Source organism: Pseudomonas simiae, from assembly GCF_900111895.1.
In the GTDB taxonomy this organism is placed as follows: domain Bacteria; phylum Pseudomonadota; class Gammaproteobacteria; order Pseudomonadales; family Pseudomonadaceae; genus Aquipseudomonas; species Aquipseudomonas simiae.
This window is the reverse complement of the sequence record NZ_FOKB01000002.1, coordinates 553,508-578,389: the sequence shown is the minus strand read 5'-3', so window position 1 is coordinate 578,389 and position 24,882 is coordinate 553,508. Positions and strand designations below refer to the sequence as shown.

Sequence of the window (24,882 nt, the reverse complement as noted above, 5' to 3'; positions counted from 1 at the left end):
GTTTTGATGTAGCGCTCACAGAATGCAAAAACACCCCGGGCCATGCTGGCAACCGGGGTGTTGGTGGTCAGGCGGCAGTCTCAGAGGGTGGCTTGGCGTACCTGTTTTTCCAGCTCCAGCTTCAAGCCTGGCTCCAGTTTCAGTTGGCGTGCCAGCTCGTCGAGGTAGGCCTTCTCCATGAAGTTTTCCTCGTCCACCAGCATCACGCTGGCGATGTACATCTCGGCCGCCATTTCCGGCGTGCCGGCGGCCCGCGCCACGTCGGCGGGGTCCAGGGGCTTGTTCAGTTCGGCATGCAGCCAGCTGTGCAACTCGCGGTCGTTATCCAGCTTGGTGAATTCGCCCTCGATCAGTTCGCGCTCGCGCTCATCCACATGGCCGTCGGCCTTGGCGGCGGCGACCAGCGCCTTGAGGATGCCCTGGCTGTGTTGCTCGACCTGCGCCGGTGGCAAGCGGTCGATGGTCTGCGGTTCGCCTTGGGGCGCATTGGCCTGGCTGGCCTGCCAGTTGCCGTAGGCTTTGTAGGCGATAACGCCCAATGCCGCCAAGCCGCCGTAGGTCAGGGCCTTGCCGCCGAACTTGCGGGCTTTCTTGTTGCCCAGCAGCAGACCCATCGCGCCGGCCGCCAGGGCGCCGCCGCCCGCACCACCGAGCAGGCTGCCCAGGCCACCACCGCCAAGCAAACCGCCCAACGCACCTTTGTCGTCCTGTTTACGCTGGCCGCCAGCCTTGTTTTGCAACATGTCCTGGCCGGACTTGAGCAACTGATCGAGCAATCCACGGGTATTCATTCGTAGCCTCCAGACACTAGGGTTCATAAGACCAATAGGCTCCCAGCGTAAAACTAAGTGCCAAAAAGCCCCGATCTAGAGTGCTTCCAGATGTAACGCAGCCGCCCTTCGCTTAAATCGATATACACTCGAACACATCTATAAAAATAGCTCACTGGTAATTCCAGCATGATGACCTTGCGTCAAATCCGGCACTTTATTGCAGTGGCCGAGACCGGCTCGATCTCTGCCGCCGCGCAGACCGCGTTTATTTCCCAGTCCACCCTGACCCTGGCGATCCAGCAATTGGAGCAGGAAATCGGCGTCAACCTGTTCAACCGTCACGCCAAGGGCATGACCCTGACCCACCAGGGCCATCAATTCCTGCGCCAGGCACACCTCATTCTGGCCACCGTCGACAACGCCAAGCGCAGCCTGCAACAGAGCACCGATCAAGTCGCCGGACAGTTGACCATCGGCGTGACCAGCCTGGTGGCGGGCTATTACCTCGCGGACCTGCTGACCCGCTTCCAGCGCGCCTATCCTAATGTGGAAATCCGCGTGATGGAGGATGAACGCCCGTATATCGAGCATTTGCTGGTCAGCGGCGAAATCGACGTGGGCGTGCTGATTCTCTCCAACCTGGAAGACCGCCACGCCCTGCAGACCGAAGTCCTTACCCATTCGCCCCACCGTTTGTGGCTACCGGCGCAACATCCATTGCTGGAACACGACAGTATCAATCTGGCCGATGTGGCGCGTGAGCCGCTGATTCAGCTGAACGTCGACGAAATGGGCCACAACGCCCAGCGCATGTGGACGAGTGCGGGCCTGCAACCCCGCGTGACCTTGCGCACCGCCTCTACCGAGGCCGTTCGCAGCCTGGTGGCCGCCGGCCTGGGCGTGTCGATCCAGCCGGACATGACCTACCGGCCCTGGTCGCTTGAGGGCGACATCATTGAAGCGCGGCCGATTGCCGACCTCAGCCAGACCCTTGATGTCGGCCTGGCGTGGCGCCGTGGCACCGCGCGTCCGACGCTGGTGGACCCGTTCCTGACCGTCGCCCGCGAACAGCCGCACCCACGCAAGCCATCTATTTAATCGAATGCTGCATTCAGTATTTAGTATTTGTTGACCTCGCGCCTGACCTCTAGTCTCTGTTCATCCCATAAGAGAAGGTCAGGCGCCTTGTAAGAGAACGCCCATGGCCACACAAGAAAAGAGATCGCGAAAAATGCCCGGCGCGCCCACCCCGCTACTCACTGCGTTGCTGATCGACGGCGAACTGGTTCATGGCCAGGGTTTTGCCGAGCCGATTCTCAACCCGGCCACCGGTGAAGTGCTTACCCAAATCGCCGAAGCCAGCGCCGAGCAGGTGGAAACCGCGATCCTCGCCGCCCACCGCGCCTTTGCCGGTTGGTCGCGTACCACGCCGCAGCAACGCTCGAACATCCTGCTCGGCATTGCCGACGCCATCGAAAAACAAGCCGACTACCTGGCCCGCCTGGAGTCCCTGAACTGCGGCAAGCCGTTGCACCTGGCCCGCCAGGATGACTTGAGCGCCACCGTCGACGTGTTCCGTTTCTTCGCCGGCGCCGTGCGCTGCCAGACCGGACAACTGAGCGGTGAATACCTGCCGGGCTACACCAGCATGGTGCGTCGCGACCCGATTGGCGTGGTGGCATCCATTGCGCCGTGGAACTACCCGCTGATGATGGCTGCGTGGAAAATCGCCCCAGCCCTGGCCGCCGGTAATACGTTGGTGTTCAAACCATCGGAACACACGCCGCTGTCGATCCTGGCCCTGGCTCCGGTCCTGAAAGAACTGTTGCCACGCGGCGTGATCAACATTCTGTGCGGCGGCGGCGAAGGCGTTGGCAGTCACTTGGTCAGCCATCCCAAAGTGCGCATGGTTTCGTTGACCGGCGATATCGTCACCGGGCAGAAGATTCTGCAAGCCGCCTCAAAAACCCTAAAACGCACGCACCTGGAACTGGGCGGCAAGGCCCCGGTGATCGTATGCAACGACGCCGACCTGCACGCCGTGGTCGACGGGGTACGCGCCTACGGCTATTACAACGCCGGTCAGGACTGCACTGCCGCGTGCCGCATCTACGCCCAGGCCGGTATCCACGACAAACTGGTCGCCGAGCTGGGCGCAGCGGTCAGCAGCCTGCGTTTTGCCGGTAAACGTGATGCCGACAATGAACTCGGCCCGCTGATCAGCACGCGCCAGCGCGACCGGGTCGCCAGTTTTGTCGAGCGTGCCCTCGGCCAACCGCATATCGAACGCATCACCGGTGCCGCCGTGCATTCCGGCGCGGGCTTCTATTACCAGCCCACCCTGCTCGCCGGCTGTAAACAGAACGACGAAATCGTGCAGCGCGAAGTGTTCGGCCCGGTGGTCACGGTGACGCGCTTCGATGAGCTGGAACAGGCGGTGGACTGGGCCAACGATTCCGAATACGGCCTGGCGTCCTCGGTATGGACCCAGAACCTTGATAAGGCCATGCAGGTGGCGGCGCGCCTGCAATACGGCTGCACCTGGATCAACAGCCATTTCATGCTGGTCAGCGAAATGCCCCACGGCGGCTTGAAGCGCTCGGGGTATGGGAAAGATCTGTCCAGCGATTCGCTGCAGGACTACAGCGTGGTGCGCCACATCATGGCGCGCCACGGCCAGCATCTTTAAAACAACAATTAAGCTTTTGCGTTACCGGCTTCAAACACTGCCCCGACCATAATTAAAGAAGAGGGAACCCCCATGTCTGCGCACAAGACCGCACTGCTCAGTGCCCTGACCACCGCGCTGCTGGCCAGCGCCAGCCTCCAGGCCGCCGAACCGCTCAAAGCGGTGGGCGCCGGTGAAGGCCAGCTGGATATCGTCGCCTGGCCCGGCTATATCGAACGTGGCGAAAGTGACAAGGCCTACGACTGGGTCACCGGTTTCGAGAAGGAAACCGGCTGCAAGGTCAATGTGAAAACCGCCGCCACCTCTGACGAAATGGTCAGCCTGATGGCCAAGGGCGGGTATGACCTGGTGACCGCGTCGGGCGATGCGTCACTGCGGTTGATCGTCGGCAAGCGCGTGCAGCCGATCAACACCGCGCTGATTCCCAATTGGAAGAACATCGACCCACGCCTGAAAGATGCGCCGTGGTACGTGGTCGGCCAACAAACCTATGGCACCCCGTACCAGTGGGGCCCGAACGTGTTGATGTACAACACCAACGTGTTCAAGACCGCGCCCACCAGTTGGAATGTCATTTTCGACCCGCAGAACCTGCCGGACGGCAAGCCGAACAAAGGCCGCGTGCAAGCGTATGACGGCCCGATCTACATCGCCGATGCGGCGCTGTACCTCAAATCGACCAAGCCGGAACTGGGCATCCAGAACCCCTACGAACTGACCGAAACCCAGTACAAGGCCGTGCTCGAACTGCTGCGCGCCCAGCAACCGCTGATCCACCGCTACTGGCACGACACCACCGTGCAAATGAGTGACTTCAAGAACGAAGGTGTGGTGGCCTCCAGCGCCTGGCCGTATCAGGTCAACGGCCTGCAGAACGAGAAGCAGCCGATTGCCTCGACCATTCCTAAGGAAGGCGCCACTGGCTGGGCCGACACCACCATGTTGCACACCGAGGCCAAGCACCCGAACTGCGCCTACAAGTGGATGGACTGGTCGCTGCAGCCAAAAGTCCAGGGCGACGTTGCCGCCTGGTTCGGTTCGCTGCCGGCGGTGCCCGCGGCGTGCAAGGAAAGCGAGTTGCTCGGCGCCGAGGGTTGCAAGACCAACGGTTTCGACCAGTTCGAAAAGATCGCCTTCTGGAAAACCCCGCAGGCTGAAGGCGGCAAGTTCGTGCCGTACAGCCGCTGGACCCAGGATTACATCGCGATCATGGGTGGCCGCTAAGCCTTCCTGACAACGCAGGACAAAAGGTGGGAGCGGGCTTGCTCGCGAAAGCGGTGGGTCAGTTACAGATGTGTTGGCTGAAACACCACATTCGCGAGCAAGCCCGCTCCCACATTTTGACCGCGTACACCGCTACCCCGTTTTTTCAGAAGTCCAGGCCGGGCCGCTGCGACGACCCGCGCCTTTTTGGAGCACCGCACCATGACGCTTGCAGTCCAATTCACTCACGTTTCCCGTCAGTTCGGCGAAGTGAAAGCCGTTGACCGGGTTTCCATCGATATCCAGGACGGCGAGTTCTTTTCCATGCTCGGCCCTTCCGGCTCGGGCAAGACCACCTGCCTGCGCCTGATAGCCGGGTTCGAGCAGCCGAGCGCGGGCTCGATCCGCATCCATGGCGAGGAAGCCGCGGGGTTGCCGCCGTATCAGCGTGACGTCAACACTGTATTCCAGGATTACGCACTGTTCCCCCATATGAATGTGCGCGACAACGTGGCCTACGGCCTCAAGGTCAAGGGCGTGGGCAAGACCGAGCGTATGAACCGTGCCGAAGAAGCCCTGGGAATGGTCGCCCTCGGCGGCTATGGCGACCGCAAGCCGGTACAGCTCTCCGGCGGCCAACGCCAACGTGTCGCCCTGGCTCGCGCTCTGGTCAACCGCCCACGGGTGTTGCTGCTCGATGAACCCCTGGGAGCCCTCGACCTCAAGCTGCGCGAGCAGATGCAAAGTGAGTTGAAGAAGCTGCAACGCCAACTGGGCATCACCTTTATCTTCGTGACCCACGACCAGACCGAAGCGTTGTCGATGTCCGACCGCGTAGCGGTGTTCAACAAAGGCCACATCGAACAGGTCGACACGCCGCGCAACCTCTATATGAAACCGGCCACGTCGTTCGTCGCCGAGTTCGTCGGCACCTCCAACGTGATTCGTGGCGAGCTGGCCCAGCGCCTCGGCGGCACCGCGCAACCCTTCTCGATCCGCCCGGAACATGTGCGGTTTGCCGAAGGCCCGCTGGGCACCGGCGAAGTGGAAATCAGCGGTTTGCTCCACGATATCCAGTACCAGGGCAGCGCCACCCGCTATGAATTGAAGCTGGAAAACGGCCAGGCCCTGAATATCAGCCGCGCCAACAACCAGTGGCTGGACACCACTGCCGGGCACCAGGTCGGCCAGACCCTCACCGCGCGCTGGGCCCGTGAAGCCATGGTGCCGCTGACCGATATCGCAGGCGAGGTGTGACATGAGCCTGGCCCTTTCCCAACCGCCGATGCGCAGGTTTTCCAACCTGCTGTACCGCAAGCCCAACCTCTACCTGGCGATGCTGCTGGTGCCGCCGTTGATCTGGTTCGGCGCGATCTACCTGGGTTCGCTGCTGACCCTGCTGTGGCAAGGCTTCTATACGTTTGACGACTTCACCATGGCGGTCACGCCGGACCTGACCCTGGCCAACTTCGCCGCGCTGTTCCAGCCGTCGAACTTCGACATCATCGTGCGCACCCTGAGCATGGCGATCGCGGTGTCGATCGCCAGCGCCATCGTTGCTTTCCCGATTGCCTACTACATGGCGCGCTACACCACGGGCAAGACCAAGGCGTTTTTCTACATCGCGGTGATGATGCCGATGTGGGCCAGCTACATCGTCAAGGCCTATGCCTGGACCTTGCTGCTGGCCAAGGGCGGCGTAGCGCAGTGGTTCGTGCAGCACCTGGGCCTGGAGCCGGTGTTGCAGTTCGTGCTGGGCATTCCCGGCGTGGGCGGCAGCACCTTGAGCACCTCGCACCTGGGGCGCTTCATGGTGTTCGTTTACATCTGGCTGCCGTTCATGATCCTGCCGATCCAGGCGTCCCTGGAACGACTGCCGCCGTCGTTGCTGCAAGCCTCGGCGGATCTTGGCGCCAAGCCGCGTCAGACCTTCATGCAGGTGATCCTGCCACTGTCGATTCCGGGGATTGCCGCCGGCTCCATCTTTACCTTCTCGCTGACGCTGGGCGACTTCATCGTGCCGCAATTGGTGGGCCCGCCCGGCTACTTCGTCGGCGGCATGGTCTACGCCCAGCAAGGCGCCATCGGCAACATGCCCATGGCGGCGGCGTTCACTCTGGTACCGATCGTGCTGATCGCGGTTTACCTGTCCATCGTCAAACGCCTGGGGGCCTTCGATGCACTCTGAAAAATCAAGTATGAGTCTGAAGATTGCAGCCTGGGGCGGGTTGGTGTTTCTGCACTTCCCGATCCTGATCATCTTTCTCTACGCCTTCAATACCGAAGAAGCCGCGTTCAGCTTTCCGCCCCAGGGCTTCACCCTGAAGTGGTTCAGCGTGGCGTTCGCCCGGCCGGACGTGCTGGAAGCCATCAAGCTGTCGTTGCAGATTGCGGCCATCGCTACCCTGATTGCCATGGTGCTCGGCACCCTGGCCTCGGCTGCGCTGTATCGCCGCGAGTTCTTCGGCAAGCAAGGTGTGTCGCTGATGTTGATCCTGCCGATTGCGCTGCCGGGGATCATCACCGGTATCGCGTTGCTGGCGACTTTCAAGACGCTGGGCATCGAGCCGGGGATGTTCACCATCATCGTCGGCCACGCGACCTTCTGCGTAGTGATCGTCTACAACAACGTCATCGCACGCTTGCGCCGCACCTCCCACAGCCTGATCGAAGCGTCGATGGACCTGGGTGCCGACGGCTGGCAGACCTTCCGCTACATCATCATGCCCAACCTGGGCTCGGCACTGCTGGCCGGCGGCATGCTCGCCTTTGCGCTGTCGTTCGACGAAATCATCGTCACCACCTTCACCGCCGGCCACGAGCGCACCTTGCCCTTGTGGCTGCTCAACCAGCTCAGCCGCCCACGGGATGTGCCGGTGACCAACGTGGTCGCCATGCTGGTGATGCTGGTGACGATGTTCCCGATTCTCGGTGCCTATTACCTGACCCGCGGCGGTGAAAGCGTGGCGGGGAGTGGCGGTAAATAACTGACAAGACCCTGCCACTGAAGAAACACGGATCAGTGTGGGAGCTGGCTTGCCTGCGATCGCAGGCTGTCAGTTGATGAATCGGCTGGCTGATCCACCGCTGTCGCGGGCAAGCCAGCGCCCACATTTGAACCGCATTTGCTCAGGGGTAAACACTCGTTTTAGGAGAGCTGAACCATGCAAACCAAACTGCTGATCAACGGCCAACTGGTAGAAGGCGAAGGCCCGGCCCAGGCTGTATTCAACCCGGCGCTCGGCCGCGTGCTGGTGGAAATCAACGAAGCCAGCGAAGCCCAGGTCGACGCCGCCGTGCGCGCAGCCGATGCGGCGTTCGAAAGCTGGTCGCAAACCGCACCCAAAGACCGCTCGCTGTTGCTGCTGAAACTGGCGGACGTGATCGAAGCCCACGGCGAAGAGCTGGCCCAGCTGGAATCGGACAACTGCGGCAAGCCCTACAGCGCCGCCTTGAATGATGAGATCCCGGCGATTGCCGATGTATTCCGTTTCTTTGCCGGCGCCAGCCGTTGCATGAGCGGTTCGGCAGGCGGTGAATACCTGCCCGGCCACACCTCGATGATCCGCCGCGACCCGGTGGGCGTGATTGCGTCCATCGCACCGTGGAACTACCCACTGATGATGGTTGCCTGGAAAATCGCCCCGGCCCTCGCCGCCGGCAATACCGTGGTGCTCAAGCCGTCGGAACAAACCCCGCTGACGGCCCTGCGCATGGTCGAACTGGCCGCTGACCTCTTCCCGGCCGGTGTGCTCAACCTGGTGTTCGGCCGCGGGCCAACCGTCGGCAGCCCGCTGGTGAACCACCCGAAAGTGCGCATGGTGTCGCTGACCGGCTCCATCGCCACCGGCGCAAACATCATCTCCAGCACCGCCGACAGCGTGAAGCGCATGCACATGGAGCTGGGTGGCAAGGCGCCAGTGATCATCTTCAGCGACGCGGACATCGACGCCGCCGTGGAAGGCATCCGCACCTTCGGCTTCTATAACGCCGGTCAGGATTGCACCGCAGCCTGTCGGATTTACGCGCAAGCGGAGATCTACGAGCAGTTTGTCGAGAAACTCGGCGCGGCGGTCGCCAGCATCAAGTACGGCTTGCAGGATGACCCGGCCACCGAGCTGGGCCCATTGATTACCGCGCAGCATCGCGACCGTGTCGCAGGTTTCGTCGAACGCGCCGTGGCGCAGTCGCACATTCGCCTGGTCACCGGCGGCAAGGCGGTGGAAGGCAATGGCTTCTTCTTTGAACCGACCGTGCTGGCCGACGCGCAGCAGGACGATGAGATCGTGCGCCGCGAAGTGTTCGGGCCGGTGGTATCGGTGACCCGGTTCACTGATGAAGCGCAGGTGCTCGGTTGGGCCAACGATTCGGACTACGGCCTGGCGTCGTCCGTGTGGACCGCCGATGTAGGACGCGCCCACCGCTTGGCCGCACGCCTGCAGTACGGCTGCACGTGGGTGAATACCCACTTCATGCTCGTCAGCGAAATGCCCCACGGCGGTCAGAAACTGTCCGGGTATGGCAAGGACATGTCCATGTATGGGTTGGAGGACTACACCAGCGTGCGCCATGTGATGTTCAAGCACTGACGATTTAACCCGGCATCCGTTCTGGATGCCGGGAACCTATAACAATAATTTTCAGGATCTCCCATGGATATCACCCGCCGCGACTTCCTCAACGGCGTCGCCATCACGATTGCCGCTGGCATGACCCCGCTGCAAATCCTGCAAGCCGCCCCCGATGGCCGTTACTACCCACCTGCCCTCACCGGCCTGCGCGGCAGCCATGCCGGCTCGTTCGAAGTGGCGCACCAAATGGGCTGGGAAAAGAAGGTGTTCGACACCGACAAACTGCCGATCACCGAGGATTACGACCTGGTGGTGGTCGGTGGTGGCTTGAGTGGTTTGTCGGCGGCGTGGTTCTACCGCGAAAAACACCCCAAGGCGAAGATCCTGATCCTGGAAAACCACGACGACTTCGGCGGCCACGCCAAGCGCAACGAATTCCAGGCCGGTGGCCGCATGATCATCGGCTACGGCGGGAGCGAGGCTTTCCAGTCGCCCAACCACCTGTACAGCAAGGAAGTGAACGGGCTGTTGAAAACGCTCGGGGTGAATATAAAGCGCTTTGAAACCGCCTTCGATCGCCAGTTCTACCCAGGCCTGGGGCTCTCGCGCGGGGTGTTCTTCGACAAGGAAAACTTCGGCGAAGACAAACTGGTGACCGGCGACCCGACCCCGATGGTGGCTGACGATGTTGCACCAGGCCAGCTGAATGCCCGCGCCATCCGCGATTTCATCAATGACTTCCCATTGCCAGCGGCAGACCGCCAGGCCCTGATCGAGCTGCACATGGCGCCCAAGGATTACCTGCCGGGCAAGACTGCCGAAGAAAAGGCCGACTACTTGGCAGCAACCAGCTACCGCGACTTTCTGCTCAAGAACGTAGGATTATCGGAAGGCGCGGTGAAGTATTTCCAGAGCCGCACCAATGACTTCATGGCGTTGAGCATTGATGCCGTCGCTTCGGCTGACGCCTACAGCGTGGGTTTCCCAGGCTTTGCCGGGATGAACCTGGCGCCCATCAGCGAAGAAGCGGCAGCGGAAATGGAAGAGCCCTACATCTACCACTTCCCCGATGGAAATGCCTCGGTGGCGCGCTTGCTGGTGCGCAGCCTGATCCCGGGCGTGGCGCCAGGGCATACCATGGACGATATCGTGCTGGCGACGTTCGACTACGCCAAGCTCGACCAGCCCAAGGCAGCCGTGCGATTGCGCTTGAACAGCACGGCGGTCAGCGTGCGTAACGTCGACAACGGCGTGCATATCGGCTACAGCCGTGGCGGACAACTCGCACAGGTGCGCGGCAAACGCTGCATCCTGGCCTGCTACAACATGATGATCCCGTACCTGTTGAAGGATCTGCCGGCGCCGCAGGCCCATGCCCTGAGCCAGAACGTAAAATACCCGCTGGTGTACACCAAGGTGGTGATCCGTAATTGGCAGTCGTTCCAGACACTGGGCGTGCATGAGATCTACGCGGCGACCCAGCCTTACAGCCGCATCAAGTTGGACTACCCGGTGAGCATGGGAGGCTACGACCACCCGCGCGACCCGACACAGCCGATCGGCTTGCACATGGTCTACGTGCCCACCAGCCCCAACAGCGGCATGAACGCCCGCGACCAGGCCCGTGCCGGGCGGGGCAAACTGTATGGGCAGACGTTCGAGCAGTTGGAGGCGCAGTTGCGCGATCAGTTGCAACGTATGCTCGGGCCGGGTGGGTTCAACCATGAGACCGACATCCTGGCGATCACTGTCAACCGCTGGTCACACGGTTATGCGACCTTCTCCAACAGCTTGTTCGATGATGCCGATGAAAGCGAAGCGTTGATGAAGCTGGCGAAAAAGCCGGTGGGGCATGTGAGTATCGCTAACTCGGATGCGGCGTGGAGTGCGTATGCCCATGCGGCGATTGATGAGGCGTACAGGGCAGCGGGCGAAGTGGCCTGAACGTGACCTGACGCCTGAACCCAATGCGGGAGCGGGCTTGCCTGCGATGCGGTCGACTCGGCCTCCAGTCTGACCGAGCTGATGCCATCGCAGGCAAGCCCGCTCCTACATGGGGTCGTCTTCTTTCCTGAGGAGTGTGTTCGCTCGCCCCCCCTGCAACACCTTGTTTCACTTGCAACGCCATCACCCCGCCATCAATCAATTTTCCTACGTCATCGAACCGCTTAAGCTATCCAGCGTCTGTTTAATGTCCGTTGCGTTTGGTCGAAGGCATGTCCGAACCGTAATTTCTGATCCAGCACGTGCCAGGAACGGCGCGGGATTTGCTCACGACAGGTTGTCTCTATGCACCGCAGGAATTTGCTCAAAGCGTCCATGGCCATTGCGGCTTACACCGGTTTGTCGGCCAGCGGCCTGCTCGCCGCCCAAGCCTGGGCGGGGAACCGTGCTGCCGATGGCAAGGCCGTGGCGTTCGACTTCGAATCGCTCAAGGCCCAGGCCAAACAACTCGCCGGGACCGCTTACAAGGACACCAAACAGGTACTGCCGCCGACACTGGCGACCATGACGCCCCAGAATTTCAACGCCATCGGCTACGACGGTAACCATTCGCTGTGGAAGGAATTGAACGGCCAATTGGACGTGCAGTTCTTCCACGTCGGCATGGGCTTCAAGACCCCGGTGCGCATGCACAGTGTTGACCCCAAGACCCGCGAAGCGCGAGAGGTACATTTCCGGCCGTCGCTGTTCAACTATGAAAAGACCACCGTCGACACCCAGCAACTGACTGGCGACCTGGGCTTTTCCGGCTTCAAGCTGTTCAAGGCGCCGGAGCTGGACCGTCATGACGTGCTGTCGTTTCTCGGCGCCAGCTACTTCCGCGCGGTGGACAGTACCGGGCAGTACGGCCTTTCCGCCCGTGGCCTGGCCATCGACACCTACGCAAAAAAACGCGAGGAGTTTCCCGACTTCACGCAGTTCTGGTTTGAAACCCCGGACAAGAACGCCACACGCTTCGTGGTCTATGCCCTGCTCGATTCGCCGAGCGCTACCGGCGCCTACCGCTTCGATATCGACTGCCAGGCCAACCAGGTGGTGATGGCGATCGACGCGCACATCAATGCGCGTACCACCATTGAACAACTGGGTATCGCACCAATGACCAGCATGTTCAGCTGCGGTACTCACGAACGCCGTATGTGCGACACCATCCACCCGCAGATCCACGATTCGGACCGCCTGGCGATGTGGCGCGGCAACGGCGAGTGGATCTGCCGCCCGCTGAACAACCCGGCCAAGTTGCAATTCAACGCGTTCGCCGACAAAGACCCGAAAGGCTTTGGCCTGGTGCAGACCGACCATGAGTTCGCCAGCTACCAGGACACTGTGGACTGGTACAGCAAGCGCCCAAGCCTGTGGGTCGAACCGACCACTGCCTGGGGCGAAGGCTCCATCGACCTGTTGGAAATTCCTACAACCGGCGAAACCCTCGACAACATCGTGGCCTTCTGGACCCCGAAAAAACCCGTGGCGGCCGGCGACTCGCTCAATTACGGCTACAAGCTGTACTGGAGCGCGCTGCCACCGGTAAGTACACCGTTGGCGCAAGTCGACGCTACTCGTTCGGGGATGGGAGGCTTTACCGAAGGTTGGGCACCAGGTGAACACTACCCACCGGTGTGGGCGCGCCGTTTTGCCGTGGACTTCAAGGGCGGCGGCCTGGATCGCCTGCCACCGGGCACCGGGATCGAGCCGGTGGTGACGTGCTCCCACGGTCAGGTCAAGGATTTCAGCGTGCTGGTGCTGGATAACATCAAGGGCTACCGCATTCTGTTTGACTGGTACCCAACCAGCGACAGCGTGGAGCCGGTGGAACTGCGCTTGTTTATCCGCACCCAGGACCGCACCTTGAGTGAAACCTGGTTGTATCAGTACTTCCCGCCGGCACCGGACCAGCGTAAGTACACCTGATCGTCCCTTGTAGACGTTGGCTTGCCGGCGATGGCATCACTGCGGTGCGACTGACGCATCGCGGTGCCTGCATCGCTGGCAAGCCAGCGCCTACAGGTGCTCAAAACCGCGACACACTCTTCATCGCCCCCATCAAATAGCGCATCGCCACCTGATCGCTCTCGGTCAGGGCGCGATACTGCGTCAGCAGTTCCACCTCATCCGAACTCAGCCTTCGGCCCCGCAAAGACACACTGCGGGCCAGAAACGACGCCACCACCCCCGCTACACCATAGGACTTGGCCATGGACTGCTTCTCCTGATATCCATCAAATACTCCCTTTGCCCATAACCGCCGCCCATGAAGCGCAATGCCTCAATGAACAAACCGACTGACTTCCTGGGCCAGAAATCAGACTTACTCTAAGCGTAGAAACGATCTTGCCAAGCGTGGGATTTTTTAGAGTAAAAACTTAAATAATGGGTTTTGAGCAAAAAGCTTGCAGTATTTTCCTACGCACCATTTAATTGAGTGACCACTCAATTAATTAATGAACCCACTATGCGCACCGTCGATCCGCAACAACGCGAAACCAAGCGCATGGCGCTGCTTGATGCCGCATCCCGGTGTTTCGCCGAAGCCGGGTTTGTCGCTACCCGCACAGCCGACATCTGCACCGCCGCCGGAATGAGCGCCGGTAACCTGTTCCATTACTTCGCCAGCAAGCATGAAGTGCTGCTGGCGTTGGTGGCGCGCGAAGGTGAGCAGATTCGGCAGGGCATGGCACCTCTGGCCGACGCCGAAGACCCGATGGCGACTTTGCTGGCGTTTGTCGACCACACCTGCCATTTGGCCTGCGACCGCCACTACGCCGGCCTGGCCTTGGAGATTTCCGCTTTGGGCCACCGCGATGAAGCGGTGGCACACCTGATGAAGGCCAACGACCGCTATTTGCGCGAAGGCCTGGAAGCGCTGATCAAAGCCGCCGACCGCGCCGGGCAACTTCACACATCACTCTCTGCGCCTGAAGCCGCCAGTTGGCTGGCCACCCTGATCGATGGCATGTTCGCCCGCGTCGCAGCCGATGCGGACTTCCACCCGGACCAACAGACGCAAGTGCTGCGCGGCCTGGTGGTGCACCTGCTGCAAGGGCGCTGAAGATGACCCCGACACGCTTGGTGCACGTCGATGCGTTACGCGGCTTTGCCCTGTTTGGCATTCTGGCCGTGAATATCTGCGCGTTCGCCGACCCTTATTACGCATCAACCCTCACCAACCCCGACTATGCCGGCACCGTCGACCACGTGGTCCGGTTTGTCATTTCGCTGCTGTTCGAAACCAAGTTCTACCTGCTGTTTTCCTTTCTGTTCGGCTACAGCTTTACCTTACAGATGGCCGCCGCCGAACGTGCCAATGCTGCTTTCGCACCGCGAATGGTGCGCCGGCAATTGGCCCTGCTGGCCCTGGGGCTGGCCCACGGCGCTGCACTGTATTACGGGGAGATTCTTTCCACCTATGCCTTGCTCGGCCTGGTGCTATTGGCGGCTCGCAACCTGTCTCCGGCCAAGGCGTACCGTTGGGGCATTTGCCTGGTGGTGACCGCCTGTTCGGCGTGGATGCTGCTGGGTGTGCTGCAAGCATTGGAAGGCAACCTGACCGGGGTCTCAAGCCCCGACGCCGCAGACAAACTCGTGGCGTTTACTGGCAGTGCAGTGGATACCCTGCGTTTTCACAGTGGCCATCTGTGGAGCACCGTGCAGGCGTTATGGTTGTTGCAAGGGCCTAGCGCCCTGGCGATGTTCTTCTTCGGTTATGCCGCCGGACGACGCCAGCTGTTGGTAGCCCCGTACGCCTGGCAGCCGCGCCTAAGCCGCTTGCTGCTCATCACACTGCCCGCAGGCCTGTTGGGCGCAATGATCTATGCCTTGAGCGCCGCCTATGCCCCCGGTGGCGGCCTGGAAACCTTTGCCTTTGGCGTGGGGCAACTCACGGCACCGTTGTTGAGCGCCGCCTATGCCCTGCTTATGCTCGCACTGTTCAGCTCTGCCGCCGGGCCTTGGCTGTGCCACTGGCTGGCCCCGGTGGGCAAGATGGCCCTGAGCAACTACCTGCTGCAATCGGTACTGCTGGGGTTGCTGTTCAGCGGCTATGGCGCAGGCCTGATCAACACGCTCGCCCCGCTGCTGATGTTGCCTGTGGCACTTGGGATCTTTGCCCTGCAACTGTGGCTGAGTGCACGCTGGCTGCGTACCCACCCTTATGGGCCGATGGAGTGGCTGCTACGCGCGGCGACGCTGTGGGCCTGGGCGAACTGGCGGCGCACGGCCTAGAAAAAACCCACCGTGGTCAGCGGTGGGTTATGGCAGAGCCCATAAGGTCAATCGCGCAGGTCCGACTCATGAATCGGCTGATCCCGGTGCGTCGCTCGCTGATATTGCGCCGGCCAGATGGCCTTGCGCCCGCCCAGGTCATCATCGGCATGCAACGGCCAGTACGGGTCACGCAACAGCTCGCGGGCCAGGAAGATGATATCCGCCTGACAGGTGCGCAGGATGTGCTCGGCCTGGGCTGGCTCGGTGATCATGCCAACGGTGCCGGTGGCCATGCCCGACTCTTTGCGCACGCGCTCGGCGAAGCGGGTCTGGTAGCCGGGGCCGGTGGGAATCTCGGCATTGGCGGCGGTGCCACCGGACGAGACGTCGATCAGGTCCACCCCCAAGTCCTTCAGGCGACGCGCCAGCTCCACGGTTTCATCGGGGTTCCAGCCGTCTTCCACCCAGTCGGTCGCCGAGACCCGCACAAACAGCGGCAGCTCTTGGGGCCAGACATCACGCACAGCCTGGGTCACTTGCAGCACCAGGCGGATGCGGTTTTCGAACGAGCCGCCGTACTGGTCCTGGCGCTGGTTGCTGATGGGTGAGAGAAATTGATGCAGCAGATAACCATGAGCCGCGTGGATTTCCACCACTTCGAAGCCTGCGGTCAACGCGCGCTTGGCGGCGGCGACGAAGTCGGCGATCACTTGCTGGATCTGGCCTTCGTCCAACTGCTTGGGTGGGGTGTGCTGGGGGTCGAAGGCAATGGGTGATGGCCCCACCGGTGTCCAGCCGCCCTCTTCCACTTTGACGCTGCCATGCTTGCCGATCCAAGGCCGATGAGTGCTGGCCTTGCGCCCGGCGTGGGCCAGTTGAATACCGGCCACCGCGCCTTGGGCAGCGATGAAACGCGTGATGCGTTGCAGCGGTTCGATCTGTGCGTCATTCCACAACCCAAGGTCCTGGGCGGTAATGCGGCCATCGGCAGTTACGGCGGTGGCTTCGGTGAAAATCAGCCCGGCACCACCGACGGCACGGCTGCCAAGGTGCACCAGGTGCCAATCATTGGCCAGGCCATCTTGCGCCGAGTATTGGCACATCGGCGAGACCGCGATGCGGTTTAGCAGGGTCAATTGACGGAGCGTGTAGGGTTCGAGCAGCTGACTCATGGCGCACCTCTTCTGGGTTCTGTGGGCACTATTCAAACGGTGCTTAGAGCCTAGTCGACAACGCTGGATTGCACAGGGTTCAGAAAGGAAAGCGGGAGCCGATTGCCGGCCCCCGTGCAGCAACAGCTTACATTTCGACCTGGGTACCCAGTTCGATCACCCGGTTTACCGGGAGTTTGAAGAAGCGCAGGTTGCCGTTGGCGTTCTTCAACATGAAGGCGAACAACCCCTCACGCCAGCGGGCCATGCCCTTGATCCGCGAGGCGATCACCGTTTCGCGGCTGAGGAAGTAGGTGGTGCGCATCGGGCTGAAGTCCAGGTCATCGAGGTGACACAACTTCAGCGCTTCGGGCACGTCCGGCTCGTCGGTAAAACCAAAGTGCAGGATCACGCGGAAAAAGCCTTCGCCGTAGGCGTCCACCTCGAACCGCCGTGCGGCCGGCACGCGGGGAATATCCTCGTAGACCACCGTCAGCAGCACCACTTGCTCATGCAGCACCTGATTGTGCAGCAGGTTGTGCAACAGCGCGTGGGGCACGGCGTCCGGGCGCGCGGTGAGGAACACGGCGGTGCCCTGCACGCGATGGGGCGGCTGCACGCGGATACTGCCGATAAAGATCGGCAACGGCAGGCCGCCCTCATCGAGGCGGTCCACCAGCAATTGCTTGCCGCGTTTCCAGGTTGTCATCAGCACAAACAGCACGATCCCCGCCAGCACCGGAAAGGCGCCGCCCTGGATGATCTTCGGCACGTTGGCAGCGAAGTACAGGCCGTCCACCAACAGGCAGCAGACCAGGACCGGCACGGCCAGAATCGGAGGCCACTTCCACAGCAGCAGCATCACTGCCGACACCAGAATGGTGGTCATCAGCATGGTGCCGGTCACCGCCACGCCGTAGGCCGATGCCAATGCGTTGGACGATTCGAAGCCCAGTACCAGCAGGATCACACCGACCATCAGCGACCAGTTCACCGCGCCGATGTAGATCTGGCCCTGTTCGGCGCTGGAAGTGTGCTGGATATGCATGCGCGGGATGTAGCCCAGCTGGATCGCCTGGCGCGTCAACGAGAACGCACCGGAAATCACCGCCTGGGACGCAATCACCGTGGCCAGGGTGGACAACACCACCAGCGGGATCAGCGCCCAGCTAGGCGCCAGCAAGTAGAACGGGTTGCGCGCGGCTTCCGGATCACCGAGCAGCATGGCGCCCTGGCCGAAATAATTGAGCACCAACGCCGGCAACACCAGCATGAACCAGGCGCGAGCGATGGGTTTGCGGCCAAAGTGGCCCATGTCGGCGTAGAGGGCTTCGGCGCCGGTCAGTGCCAGCACCACCGCGCCGAGGATGGCCACGCCAATCCCAGGATGAGCCTCGAAGAAGCGCACCGCCCAGATCGGGTTCATGGCACTGAGCACTTCAGGGTGCAGGGTGATGCCATACACACCCAAACCACCCAGCACCAGGAACCAGGTCACCATCACCGGACCGAACAGCTTGCCGATATGGTCGGTGCCATGTTTCTGGATCAGGAACAGCGCGACCAGAACCACCAGAGCGATCGGCACTACCCATTTTTCCAGGCCGTCGAAGGCCAGCTCCAAGCCCTCAACAGCGGACAAGACGGAAATCGCCGGGGTGATCATGCTGTCGCCGTAGAACAGCGCCGCGCCGCACAGGCCACACACCACCAGGAAACTGCGCAACTTCTTGCGCTCCCCCGCCGCCCGTCGTGCCAGTGCGGTGAGCGCCATGATGCCGCCCTCGCCCTGGTTATCGGCGCGCAGCACGAACAGCATGTATTTGATCGACACCACCCAGATCAGCGACCAGAAGATCAGCGCCAGGATCCCCAGCACGCCGTCATGATTGACCTGAACCCCATAACCGCCGTTGAACACCTCTTTAAGGGTGTAGAGCGGGCTGGTCCCGATATCGCCATAAACCACCCCAACCGCTGCCACCAGCATACCAATCGGCTTGGCGTTTGAATGCTCGGCACCTGCTGCCTGATTACTCGCGTGACCCATCAACAACTCCTGCCCTTTGACCTGCGGTCTTTTATTACAACGCGTCTAAGCTGACCCTAGCATGCGCTGTTTTACTTCTCGTAACAGACGTTTTGTTGACCTTAGGACTTTACCTACGCGCAACGGCGCGAAGCATAGCGCAGCACTCGTCGCATTTCCCTGCATAAAGCTGGTCAAGTGCGTTGCCCGTCGCTAGAATTGCGCACTTTTTGATCAGAGGCGCACTAAGCGCCCGTCCGCAGCCCTGTCGTGCCCGACTGGCGGCGTCATTCAATACCGAGGTTAGACATGTCCACCACCATCGCAAAGGCCAACCCCAAGGTTGGCTTTGTTTCCCTGGGTTGCCCGAAGGCTCTGGTCGACTCCGAGCGCATCCTCACGCAACTGCGTATGGAAGGCTATGACGTTGTGTCCACTTACCAGGACGCCGACGTGGTGGTGGTCAACACCTGCGGCTTTATCGATTCGGCCAAGGCGGAATCCCTGGAAGTGATCGGCGAAGCGATCAAGGAAAACGGCAAGGTCATCGTGACCGGCTGCATGGGCGTGGAAGAAGGCAATATCCGCAACGTGCACCCGAGCGTGCTGGCGGTGACCGGCCCGCAGCAGTACGAGCAGGTAGTCAACGCGGTGCACGACGTGGTGCCACCGCGCCAGGACCACAACCCGCTGATCGACCTGGTGCCGCCGCAGGGCATCAAGCTGACACCACGCCATTACGCATACCTGAAGATTTCCGAAGGCTGCAACCACAGCTGCAGCTTCTGCATCATTCCATCGATGCGCGGCAAGCTGGTCAGCCGCCCGGTCGGCGACGTACTGGACGAGGCCCAGCGCCTGGTCAAATCCGGCGTCAAAGAGCTGTTGGTGATCTCCCAGGACACCAGCGCCTACGGCGTCGACGTGAAATACCGCACCGGTTTCTGGAACGGCGCGCCGGTAAAAACCCGCATGACCGAACTGTGCGAAGCCCTCAGCAGCCTGGGTGTGTGGGTGCGCCTGCACTATGTCTACCCGTACCCGCATGTGGACGAGCTGATCCCGCTGATGGCCGCCGGCAAGATCCTGCCGTACCTGGACATTCCGTTCCAGCACGCCAGCCCGAAAGTGCTCAAGGCCATGAAACGCCCGGCTTTCGAAGACAAGACCCTGGCGCGCATCAAGAACTGGCGCGAGATCTGCCCGGAACTGATCATCCGCTCGACGTTCATCGTCGGCTTCCCCGGCGAAACCGAGGAAGACTTCCAGTACCTGCTGGACTGGCTGACCGAGGCCCAACTGGACCGCGTCGGCTGCTTCCAGTATTCGCCGGTTGAAGGTGCCCCGGCCAACCTGCTGGACCTGGCCGTGGTGCCGGACGACGTCAAGCAGGACCGTTGGGAGCGTTTCATGGCGCACCAGCAGGCCATCAGCTCGGCGCGCCTGCAACTGCGCATCGGCAAGGAAATCGAAGTCCTGATCGACGAAGTCGATGAACAAGGCGCGGTTGGTCGTTGCTTCTTCGATGCACCGGAAATCGACGGTAACGTGTTTATCGACGACGCCAGCGGCCTGAAGCCGGGCGACAAGGTCTGGTGCACCGTGACCGATGCCGACGAATACGACCTGTGGGCTGAAAAGCGCGACTGATCGGTAACACTGTAAAAAGCCCTGCATCTGATCAAGATGTGGGGCTTTTTTAGGTCTATCGTTTGCCCATCGCCAATCATCGGCAGGGGCAGCGAGCATGCGTCGGCATTCGGTTATCCACACACCTAAATCCAGCGATTATCAAAAACTGACTGAAATCTGGGAGTCCTCGGTGCGGGCTACCCATGATTTCCTGCCGGACAGCTACATCGAGCTACTGAGGAACCTCGTGCTGACTCACTATCTGGACACGGTGATGCTGATTTGCACCAAAGACTCGCACCAACGCATCACCGGGTTTGCCGGCGTCGCCGCAGGCAAGGTCGAGATGCTGTTTATCGACCCGCAGCACCGTGGCCAGGGCCTTGGCCGGCAATTGCTGCGCTATGCGATCGAGCATATGAATGCCGACGAGCTGGAAGTGAACGAGCAGAATCCCCAGGCCTTGGGCTTCTACCTCAAACAGGGGTTCGAGGTGATCGGGCGCACGGAGCATGACGGCCTGGGCCAGCCCTATCCGTTGCTGCATATGCGTTTGCGCCAGCAGCAACACCTGCGCAGTGGCTGACGAACCGAGGCGATGCCATCGCAGGCAAGCCAGCGCCCACAAAAAGCGACGGCACTGAAATGGGGCCGGGATTAACCGGCGCCAGGCAGGTACAATAGCTGCCCCCTTTTGCTACGGCCCATGTCATGACTGACCCCATACGCCTCTCCAAACGCCTTATCGAACTGGTCGGTTGCTCCCGTCGGGAGGCTGAGCTGTTCATCGAAGGCGGCTGGGTCTCGGTGGACGGTGAAGTGATCGACGAACCACAGTTCAAGGTCACCACCCAGAAGGTCGCACTCGACCCGGACGCCAAGGCCACCGTGCCCGAGCCGGTGACCATCTTGCTGCACGCCCCGGCCGGCATAGATGCCGAGACGGCCATGGCATCGATCAGCGCCGAGACGCTCTCGGAGGAACACCGCTTCGGCAAGCGCCCGCTCAAGGGCCACTTCCTGCGCCTCACCGCCAGTGCCGACCTGCAAGCCAAGGCCAGCGGCCTGCTGGTGTTTACCCAGGACTGGAAGATTCTGCGCAAGTTGACCGCCGATGCCGCCAAGATCGAGCAGGAGTATGTGGTGGAAGTCGAAGGCGACATGGTTGCCCACGGCCTCAATCGCCTGAACCACGGCCTGACCTACAAAGGCAAGGAACTGCCGGCGGTCAAAGCCAGTTGGCAGAACGAAAACCGCCTGCGCTTCGCGATGAAAAACCCGCAGCCAGGCGTGATCGCGCTGTTCTGTGAAGCGGTTGGCCTCAAAGTCATCGCCATTCGTCGTATCCGCATCGGCGGCGTGTCCATCGGCAAGGTGCCGGTCGGCCAATGGCGTTACCTGTCCGGCAAAGAGAAGTTCTAAGCCGCCCTTTTTCCCGGCGCCGCCTGATGGGCGGCGCCCTCAGTTGAATACCAGGATTGCCCACCATGATTCACAACGACGTACTGCGCAGCGTGCGCTACATGCTCGACATCAGCGACAACAAGATGGTCGAGATCATCAAGCTCGGCGGCATGGACGTGACCAAGGACGACCTGCTGACCTACCTCAAGAAAGATGAGGAGGAAGGCTTCGTGTTCTGCCCGGATGAAGTCATGGCGCACTTCCTCGATGGCCTGGTGATCTTCAAGCGCGGCAAGGACGAAAGCCGTCCGCCACAGCCGATCGAAACCCCGGTGACCAATAACATCATCCTCAAGAAGCTGCGCGTGGCCTTCGAGCTGAAGGAAGACGACATGCACGCCATCCTCAAAGCCGCCGATTTCCCGGTGTCCAAGCCTGAGCTGAGCGCGCTGTTCCGCAAGTTCGGCCACACCAACTATCGCCCATGCGGCGACCAGTTGCTGCGCAACTTCCTCAAGGGCCTGACCCTGCGGGTTCGCGCGTAAGCCATGAGTTACAACGTCTCGCCCGTCGGCTTCGTGCGCTCCTGCTTCAAGGAGAAGTTCGCCATCCCACGCCAACCGCAACTGGCACCGGCCGCCCGTGGCGTGCTGGAGCTGGTGGCGCCGTTCGACGGTGGCGAGGCAGTACAGGGCCTGGAGCAGGTCAGCCATGTGTGGTTGCTGTTCCTGTTCCACCAAGCCCTGGAAGACAAGCCCCGCCTGAAAGTGCGCCCGCCTCGCCTGGGTGGCAATACGTCCATGGGCGTGTTCGCCACCCGCGCCACGCACCGCCCGAATGGCATCGGCCAGTCAGTGGTGAAGCTGGACAAGGTGGAGCCGGGGCGGCTGTGGATCTCCGGGATTGATCTGCTCGATGGCACACCGGTGCTGGATATCAAGCCGTATGTGCCGTATGCCGACATCGTCGACACGGCCACCAACGACATCGCCAGCGGCGCGCCGCAGCTGATCCCCGTGCAGTGGCTGAAGACTGCCCTGCAACAGGCACAAGGCCATGCCCAGCGCCTTGGCGAGCCACTGGTGGAACTGATCGATCAGTGCCTGGCACAGGATCCACGGCCGGCGTACCAGACGCCAGGGCCAGAACGGGAATATGGCGCACAGTTCTGGGACGTGGATGTGCGTTGGCACTATCCCGAGGCTGGGGTGATTTGTGTGCTGGAAGTGCTTCCAGCGGGATAAACCCCGAAAACCAGTGTGGGAGCTGCTTTTTGTGGGAGCTGGCTTGCCTGCGATTGCATCACCTCGGTTTAACTAAAGACCGAGGCGTCTGCATCGCAGGCAAGCCTGCTCCCACACAAGCTGGCTCCCACATTTTTGGATCAGTGTTTATTTCTCGACGAACGCCCGCTCGATCAAGTAATCACCCGGCTCACGCATCCGTGGCGAAACTTTCAGGCCGAAGCTGTTCAACACTTCGCTGGTTTCGTCAAGCATGCTTGGGCTGCCACACAGCATCGCGCGGTCATCCTCGGGGTTGATCGGCGGCAGTCCGATGTCGCTGAACAGCTTGCCGCTGCGCATCAGGTCGGTCAGGCGCCCTTCGTTTTCGAACGGCTCGCGGGTCACGGTCGGGTAGTAGATCAACTTGTCGCGCAGGGCTTCGCCGAAGAACTCGTTCTGCGGCAGGTGCTCTGTGATGAATTCGCGATACGCGACTTCGTTGACGTAACGCACGCCGTGGCACAGGATCACTTTTTCAAAGCGCTCGTAGGTTTCCGGGTCCTGGATCACGCTCATGAAGGGAGCCAGGCCAGTGCCCGTGCTGAGCAGGTACAGGTGTTTGCCCGGCTTCAAATCGTCAAGCACCAGGGTGCCTGTCGGTTTTTTGCTGATGATGATCTCGTCGCCTTCCTTCAAGTGCTGCAATTGGGAAGTCAGCGGGCCATCCGGCACCTTGATGCTGAAGAACTCCAGATGCTCTTCCCAGTTCGGGCTGGCAATGGAGTAAGCGCGCATGAGCGGGCGGCCGTTGGGTTGTTGCAGGCCGATCATCACGAACTGACCGTTCTCGAAGCGCAGGCCCGGATCGCGGGTGCACTTGAAGCTGAACAGAGTGTCGTTCCAGTGATGAACACTGAGGACACGCTCGTGGTTCATGTTGCTCATGTACGGGGGACTCCTGGAAATGGGTCTGCGCCAAATGTAGTTGCGCAATTGCACAGCATTCTAATGGCGGCGACAATATCTGTTAACTGGATTATTAAGATAAGGGTTATCGGTTATATCGATATGCGATTTACTCTCCGTCAACTGCAAGTCTTCGTCGCCGTCGCCCAGCAGGAAAGCGTCTCGCGCGCTGCTGGCCTTCTGGCCTTATCTCAATCCGCCGCCAGCACCTCGATCACTGAGCTGGAGCGCCAATCCAGCTGCCAATTATTCGACCGCGCGGGTAAGCGCCTGAGCCTCAACGCGCTCGGTCATCAGCTTTTGCCCCAGGCGGTGGCGCTGCTGGACCAGGCCAAGGAGATCGAGGACTTGCTCAACGGCAAATCCGGCTTCGGTTCCTTGGCGGTCGGCGCCACCCTCACCATCGGCAATTACCTGGCGACCCTGTTGATTGGCAGCTTCATGCAGCAACACCCCGAGAGCCAGGTGAAGCTGCATGTGCAGAACACTGCCCATATCGTGCACCAGGTAGCGCACTACGAAATTGACCTGGGTCTAATAGAAGGCGACTGCAGCCACCCGGACATCGAGGTGCAAACCTGGGTGGAAGATGAACTGGTGGTGTTTTGCGCGCCGCAGCATCACCTGGCCAAGCGTGGCGTGGCGAGCATGGACGAGTTGACCCATGAGGCGTGGATCCTGCGGGAACAAGGCTCAGGCACACGCCTGACCTTTGACCAAGCCATGCGCCATCACCGTAGCGCGCTGAATATCCGTCTGGAGCTGGAGCATACCGAGGCGATCAAACGAGCGGTGGAGTCAGGGCTGGGGATTGGCTGCATTTCACGGCTGGCGCTGCGTGACGCGTTTCGCCGTGGCAGCCTGGTGCCGGTGGAAACCCCGGACCTCGACCTGGCCCGGCAGTTCTACTTCATTTGGCACAAACAGAAGTACCAGACCTCGGCGATGCGAGAATTCCTGGAGCTGTGCCGCGCCTTCACCGCTGGGGTGCAGCGCAGCGACGAGATCGTGCTGCCGAGCATTGCCTGAGG

The 24,882-nt window shown here is 61.2% G+C and carries 22 protein-coding genes; 17 read left to right on the top strand and 5 right to left on the bottom strand.

Going from position 1 to position 24,882, the window contains the following annotated elements; translation table 11 throughout:
* Positions 1–80 precede the first annotated feature (80 nt).
* A complete protein-coding gene (locus tag BMZ57_RS08625) occupies positions 81–791 on the bottom strand; it encodes a tellurite resistance TerB family protein (RefSeq protein WP_010212650.1) in 711 nt (236 codons plus the stop codon).
* Positions 792–959: 168 nt separating this feature from the next.
* Between BMZ57_RS08625 and BMZ57_RS08620 the strand changes: the two genes are divergently transcribed.
* The 9 genes from BMZ57_RS08620 (at position 960) to BMZ57_RS08580 (ending at position 13,151) form a co-directional block, all read left to right on the top strand.
* The gene (locus BMZ57_RS08620; RefSeq protein WP_010212651.1) at positions 960–1,871 is read left to right on the top strand and encodes a LysR family transcriptional regulator; all 912 of its coding nucleotides are present in this window, start codon (positions 960–962) and stop codon (positions 1,869–1,871) included.
* A 133-nt stretch (positions 1,872–2,004) separates the two neighbouring features.
* Complete coding sequence (locus tag BMZ57_RS08615) at positions 2,005–3,462, top strand: gamma-aminobutyraldehyde dehydrogenase (protein WP_010212652.1); 1,458 nt, start codon at positions 2,005–2,007, stop codon at positions 3,460–3,462.
* Positions 3,463–3,534: 72 nt separating this feature from the next.
* The gene (gene ydcS / locus BMZ57_RS08610; RefSeq protein WP_010212653.1) at positions 3,535–4,686 is read left to right on the top strand and encodes a putative ABC transporter substrate-binding protein YdcS; all 1,152 of its coding nucleotides are present in this window, start codon (positions 3,535–3,537) and stop codon (positions 4,684–4,686) included.
* Positions 4,687–4,887: 201 nt separating this feature from the next.
* A complete protein-coding gene (locus tag BMZ57_RS08605; RefSeq protein WP_069672349.1) occupies positions 4,888–5,922 on the top strand; it encodes an ABC transporter ATP-binding protein in 1,035 nt (344 codons plus the stop codon).
* Between the two features lies 1 nt (position 5,923).
* A complete protein-coding gene (locus BMZ57_RS08600; protein ID WP_010212656.1) occupies positions 5,924–6,853 on the top strand; it encodes an ABC transporter permease in 930 nt (309 codons plus the stop codon).
* Positions 6,843–7,652, top strand: coding sequence for an ABC transporter permease (locus BMZ57_RS08595; RefSeq protein ID WP_021492451.1), 810 nt, complete (start codon positions 6,843–6,845; stop codon positions 7,650–7,652). The genes BMZ57_RS08600 and BMZ57_RS08595 overlap by 11 nt, the downstream gene beginning before the upstream one ends.
* A gap of 177 nt (positions 7,653–7,829) precedes the next feature.
* Complete coding sequence (locus tag BMZ57_RS08590) at positions 7,830–9,254, top strand: gamma-aminobutyraldehyde dehydrogenase (protein WP_010212660.1); 1,425 nt, start codon at positions 7,830–7,832, stop codon at positions 9,252–9,254.
* Between the two features lie 63 nt (positions 9,255–9,317).
* Positions 9,318–11,180 (top strand): flavin monoamine oxidase family protein, encoded by a 1,863-nt coding sequence (locus BMZ57_RS08585; protein WP_010212662.1) that lies wholly within the window; start codon positions 9,318–9,320, stop codon positions 11,178–11,180.
* Positions 11,181–11,525: 345 nt separating this feature from the next.
* Positions 11,526–13,151 carry a glucan biosynthesis protein D gene (locus BMZ57_RS08580; RefSeq protein WP_010212664.1) on the top strand — a complete coding sequence of 542 codons (1,626 nt, stop codon included), beginning with the start codon at positions 11,526–11,528 and terminating at the stop codon, positions 13,149–13,151.
* Between the two features lie 100 nt (positions 13,152–13,251).
* Here BMZ57_RS08580 and BMZ57_RS08575 read toward each other — a convergent pair whose 3' ends face one another.
* Positions 13,252–13,437, bottom strand: a complete 186-nt coding sequence (locus BMZ57_RS08575; protein ID WP_010212665.1) for a hypothetical protein — start codon at positions 13,435–13,437, stop codon at positions 13,252–13,254.
* Between the two features lie 255 nt (positions 13,438–13,692).
* On the opposite strand from BMZ57_RS08575, the gene BMZ57_RS08570 reads away from it, so the two are divergent.
* Positions 13,693–14,289, top strand: coding sequence for a TetR/AcrR family transcriptional regulator (locus tag BMZ57_RS08570; RefSeq protein WP_021492454.1), 597 nt, complete (start codon positions 13,693–13,695; stop codon positions 14,287–14,289).
* Between the two features lie 2 nt (positions 14,290–14,291).
* A complete protein-coding gene (locus BMZ57_RS08565; RefSeq protein WP_069672350.1) occupies positions 14,292–15,461 on the top strand; it encodes a DUF418 domain-containing protein in 1,170 nt (389 codons plus the stop codon).
* Positions 15,462–15,508: 47 nt separating this feature from the next.
* On the opposite strand, the gene BMZ57_RS08560 is transcribed toward BMZ57_RS08565, so the two are convergent.
* Both BMZ57_RS08560 and BMZ57_RS08555 read right to left on the bottom strand, forming a co-directional pair.
* On the bottom strand, positions 15,509–16,615 hold the full coding sequence (locus BMZ57_RS08560) for an NADH:flavin oxidoreductase/NADH oxidase (protein WP_010212669.1): 1,107 nt from the start codon (positions 16,613–16,615) through the stop codon (positions 15,509–15,511).
* Between the two features lie 127 nt (positions 16,616–16,742).
* Positions 16,743–18,644 carry a potassium transporter Kup gene (locus tag BMZ57_RS08555; RefSeq protein WP_010212670.1) on the bottom strand — a complete coding sequence of 634 codons (1,902 nt, stop codon included), beginning with the start codon at positions 18,642–18,644 and terminating at the stop codon, positions 16,743–16,745.
* 288 nt (positions 18,645–18,932) lie between these two features.
* Between BMZ57_RS08555 and rimO the strand changes: the two genes are divergently transcribed.
* The 5 genes from rimO to tsaA all read left to right on the top strand — a co-directional run bounded on the left by rimO (position 18,933) and on the right by tsaA (position 22,903).
* Complete coding sequence (gene rimO / locus BMZ57_RS08550; protein ID WP_005785474.1) at positions 18,933–20,273, top strand: 30S ribosomal protein S12 methylthiotransferase RimO; 1,341 nt, start codon at positions 18,933–18,935, stop codon at positions 20,271–20,273.
* A gap of 97 nt (positions 20,274–20,370) precedes the next feature.
* A complete protein-coding gene (locus BMZ57_RS08545; RefSeq protein ID WP_021492456.1) occupies positions 20,371–20,841 on the top strand; it encodes a GNAT family N-acetyltransferase in 471 nt (156 codons plus the stop codon).
* Between the two features lie 125 nt (positions 20,842–20,966).
* Positions 20,967–21,677, top strand: coding sequence for an rRNA pseudouridine synthase (locus BMZ57_RS08540; RefSeq protein WP_042571732.1), 711 nt, complete (start codon positions 20,967–20,969; stop codon positions 21,675–21,677).
* A 65-nt stretch (positions 21,678–21,742) separates the two neighbouring features.
* A complete protein-coding gene (locus tag BMZ57_RS08535; protein ID WP_069672351.1) occupies positions 21,743–22,204 on the top strand; it encodes a YehS family protein in 462 nt (153 codons plus the stop codon).
* A gap of 3 nt (positions 22,205–22,207) precedes the next feature.
* A complete protein-coding gene (gene tsaA / locus BMZ57_RS08530; protein WP_010212676.1) occupies positions 22,208–22,903 on the top strand; it encodes a tRNA (N6-threonylcarbamoyladenosine(37)-N6)-methyltransferase TrmO in 696 nt (231 codons plus the stop codon).
* A 147-nt stretch (positions 22,904–23,050) separates the two neighbouring features.
* Here the strand turns inward: tsaA and fpr are convergent, their stop codons facing one another.
* Complete coding sequence (gene fpr / locus BMZ57_RS08525) at positions 23,051–23,830, bottom strand: ferredoxin-NADP reductase (RefSeq protein ID WP_003189055.1); 780 nt, start codon at positions 23,828–23,830, stop codon at positions 23,051–23,053.
* Positions 23,831–23,953: 123 nt separating this feature from the next.
* Here fpr and BMZ57_RS08520 point away from each other — a divergent pair, with 123 nt between their 5' ends.
* A complete protein-coding gene (locus tag BMZ57_RS08520) occupies positions 23,954–24,880 on the top strand; it encodes a LysR family transcriptional regulator (RefSeq protein ID WP_010212678.1) in 927 nt (308 codons plus the stop codon).
* Positions 24,881–24,882 lie beyond the last annotated feature (2 nt).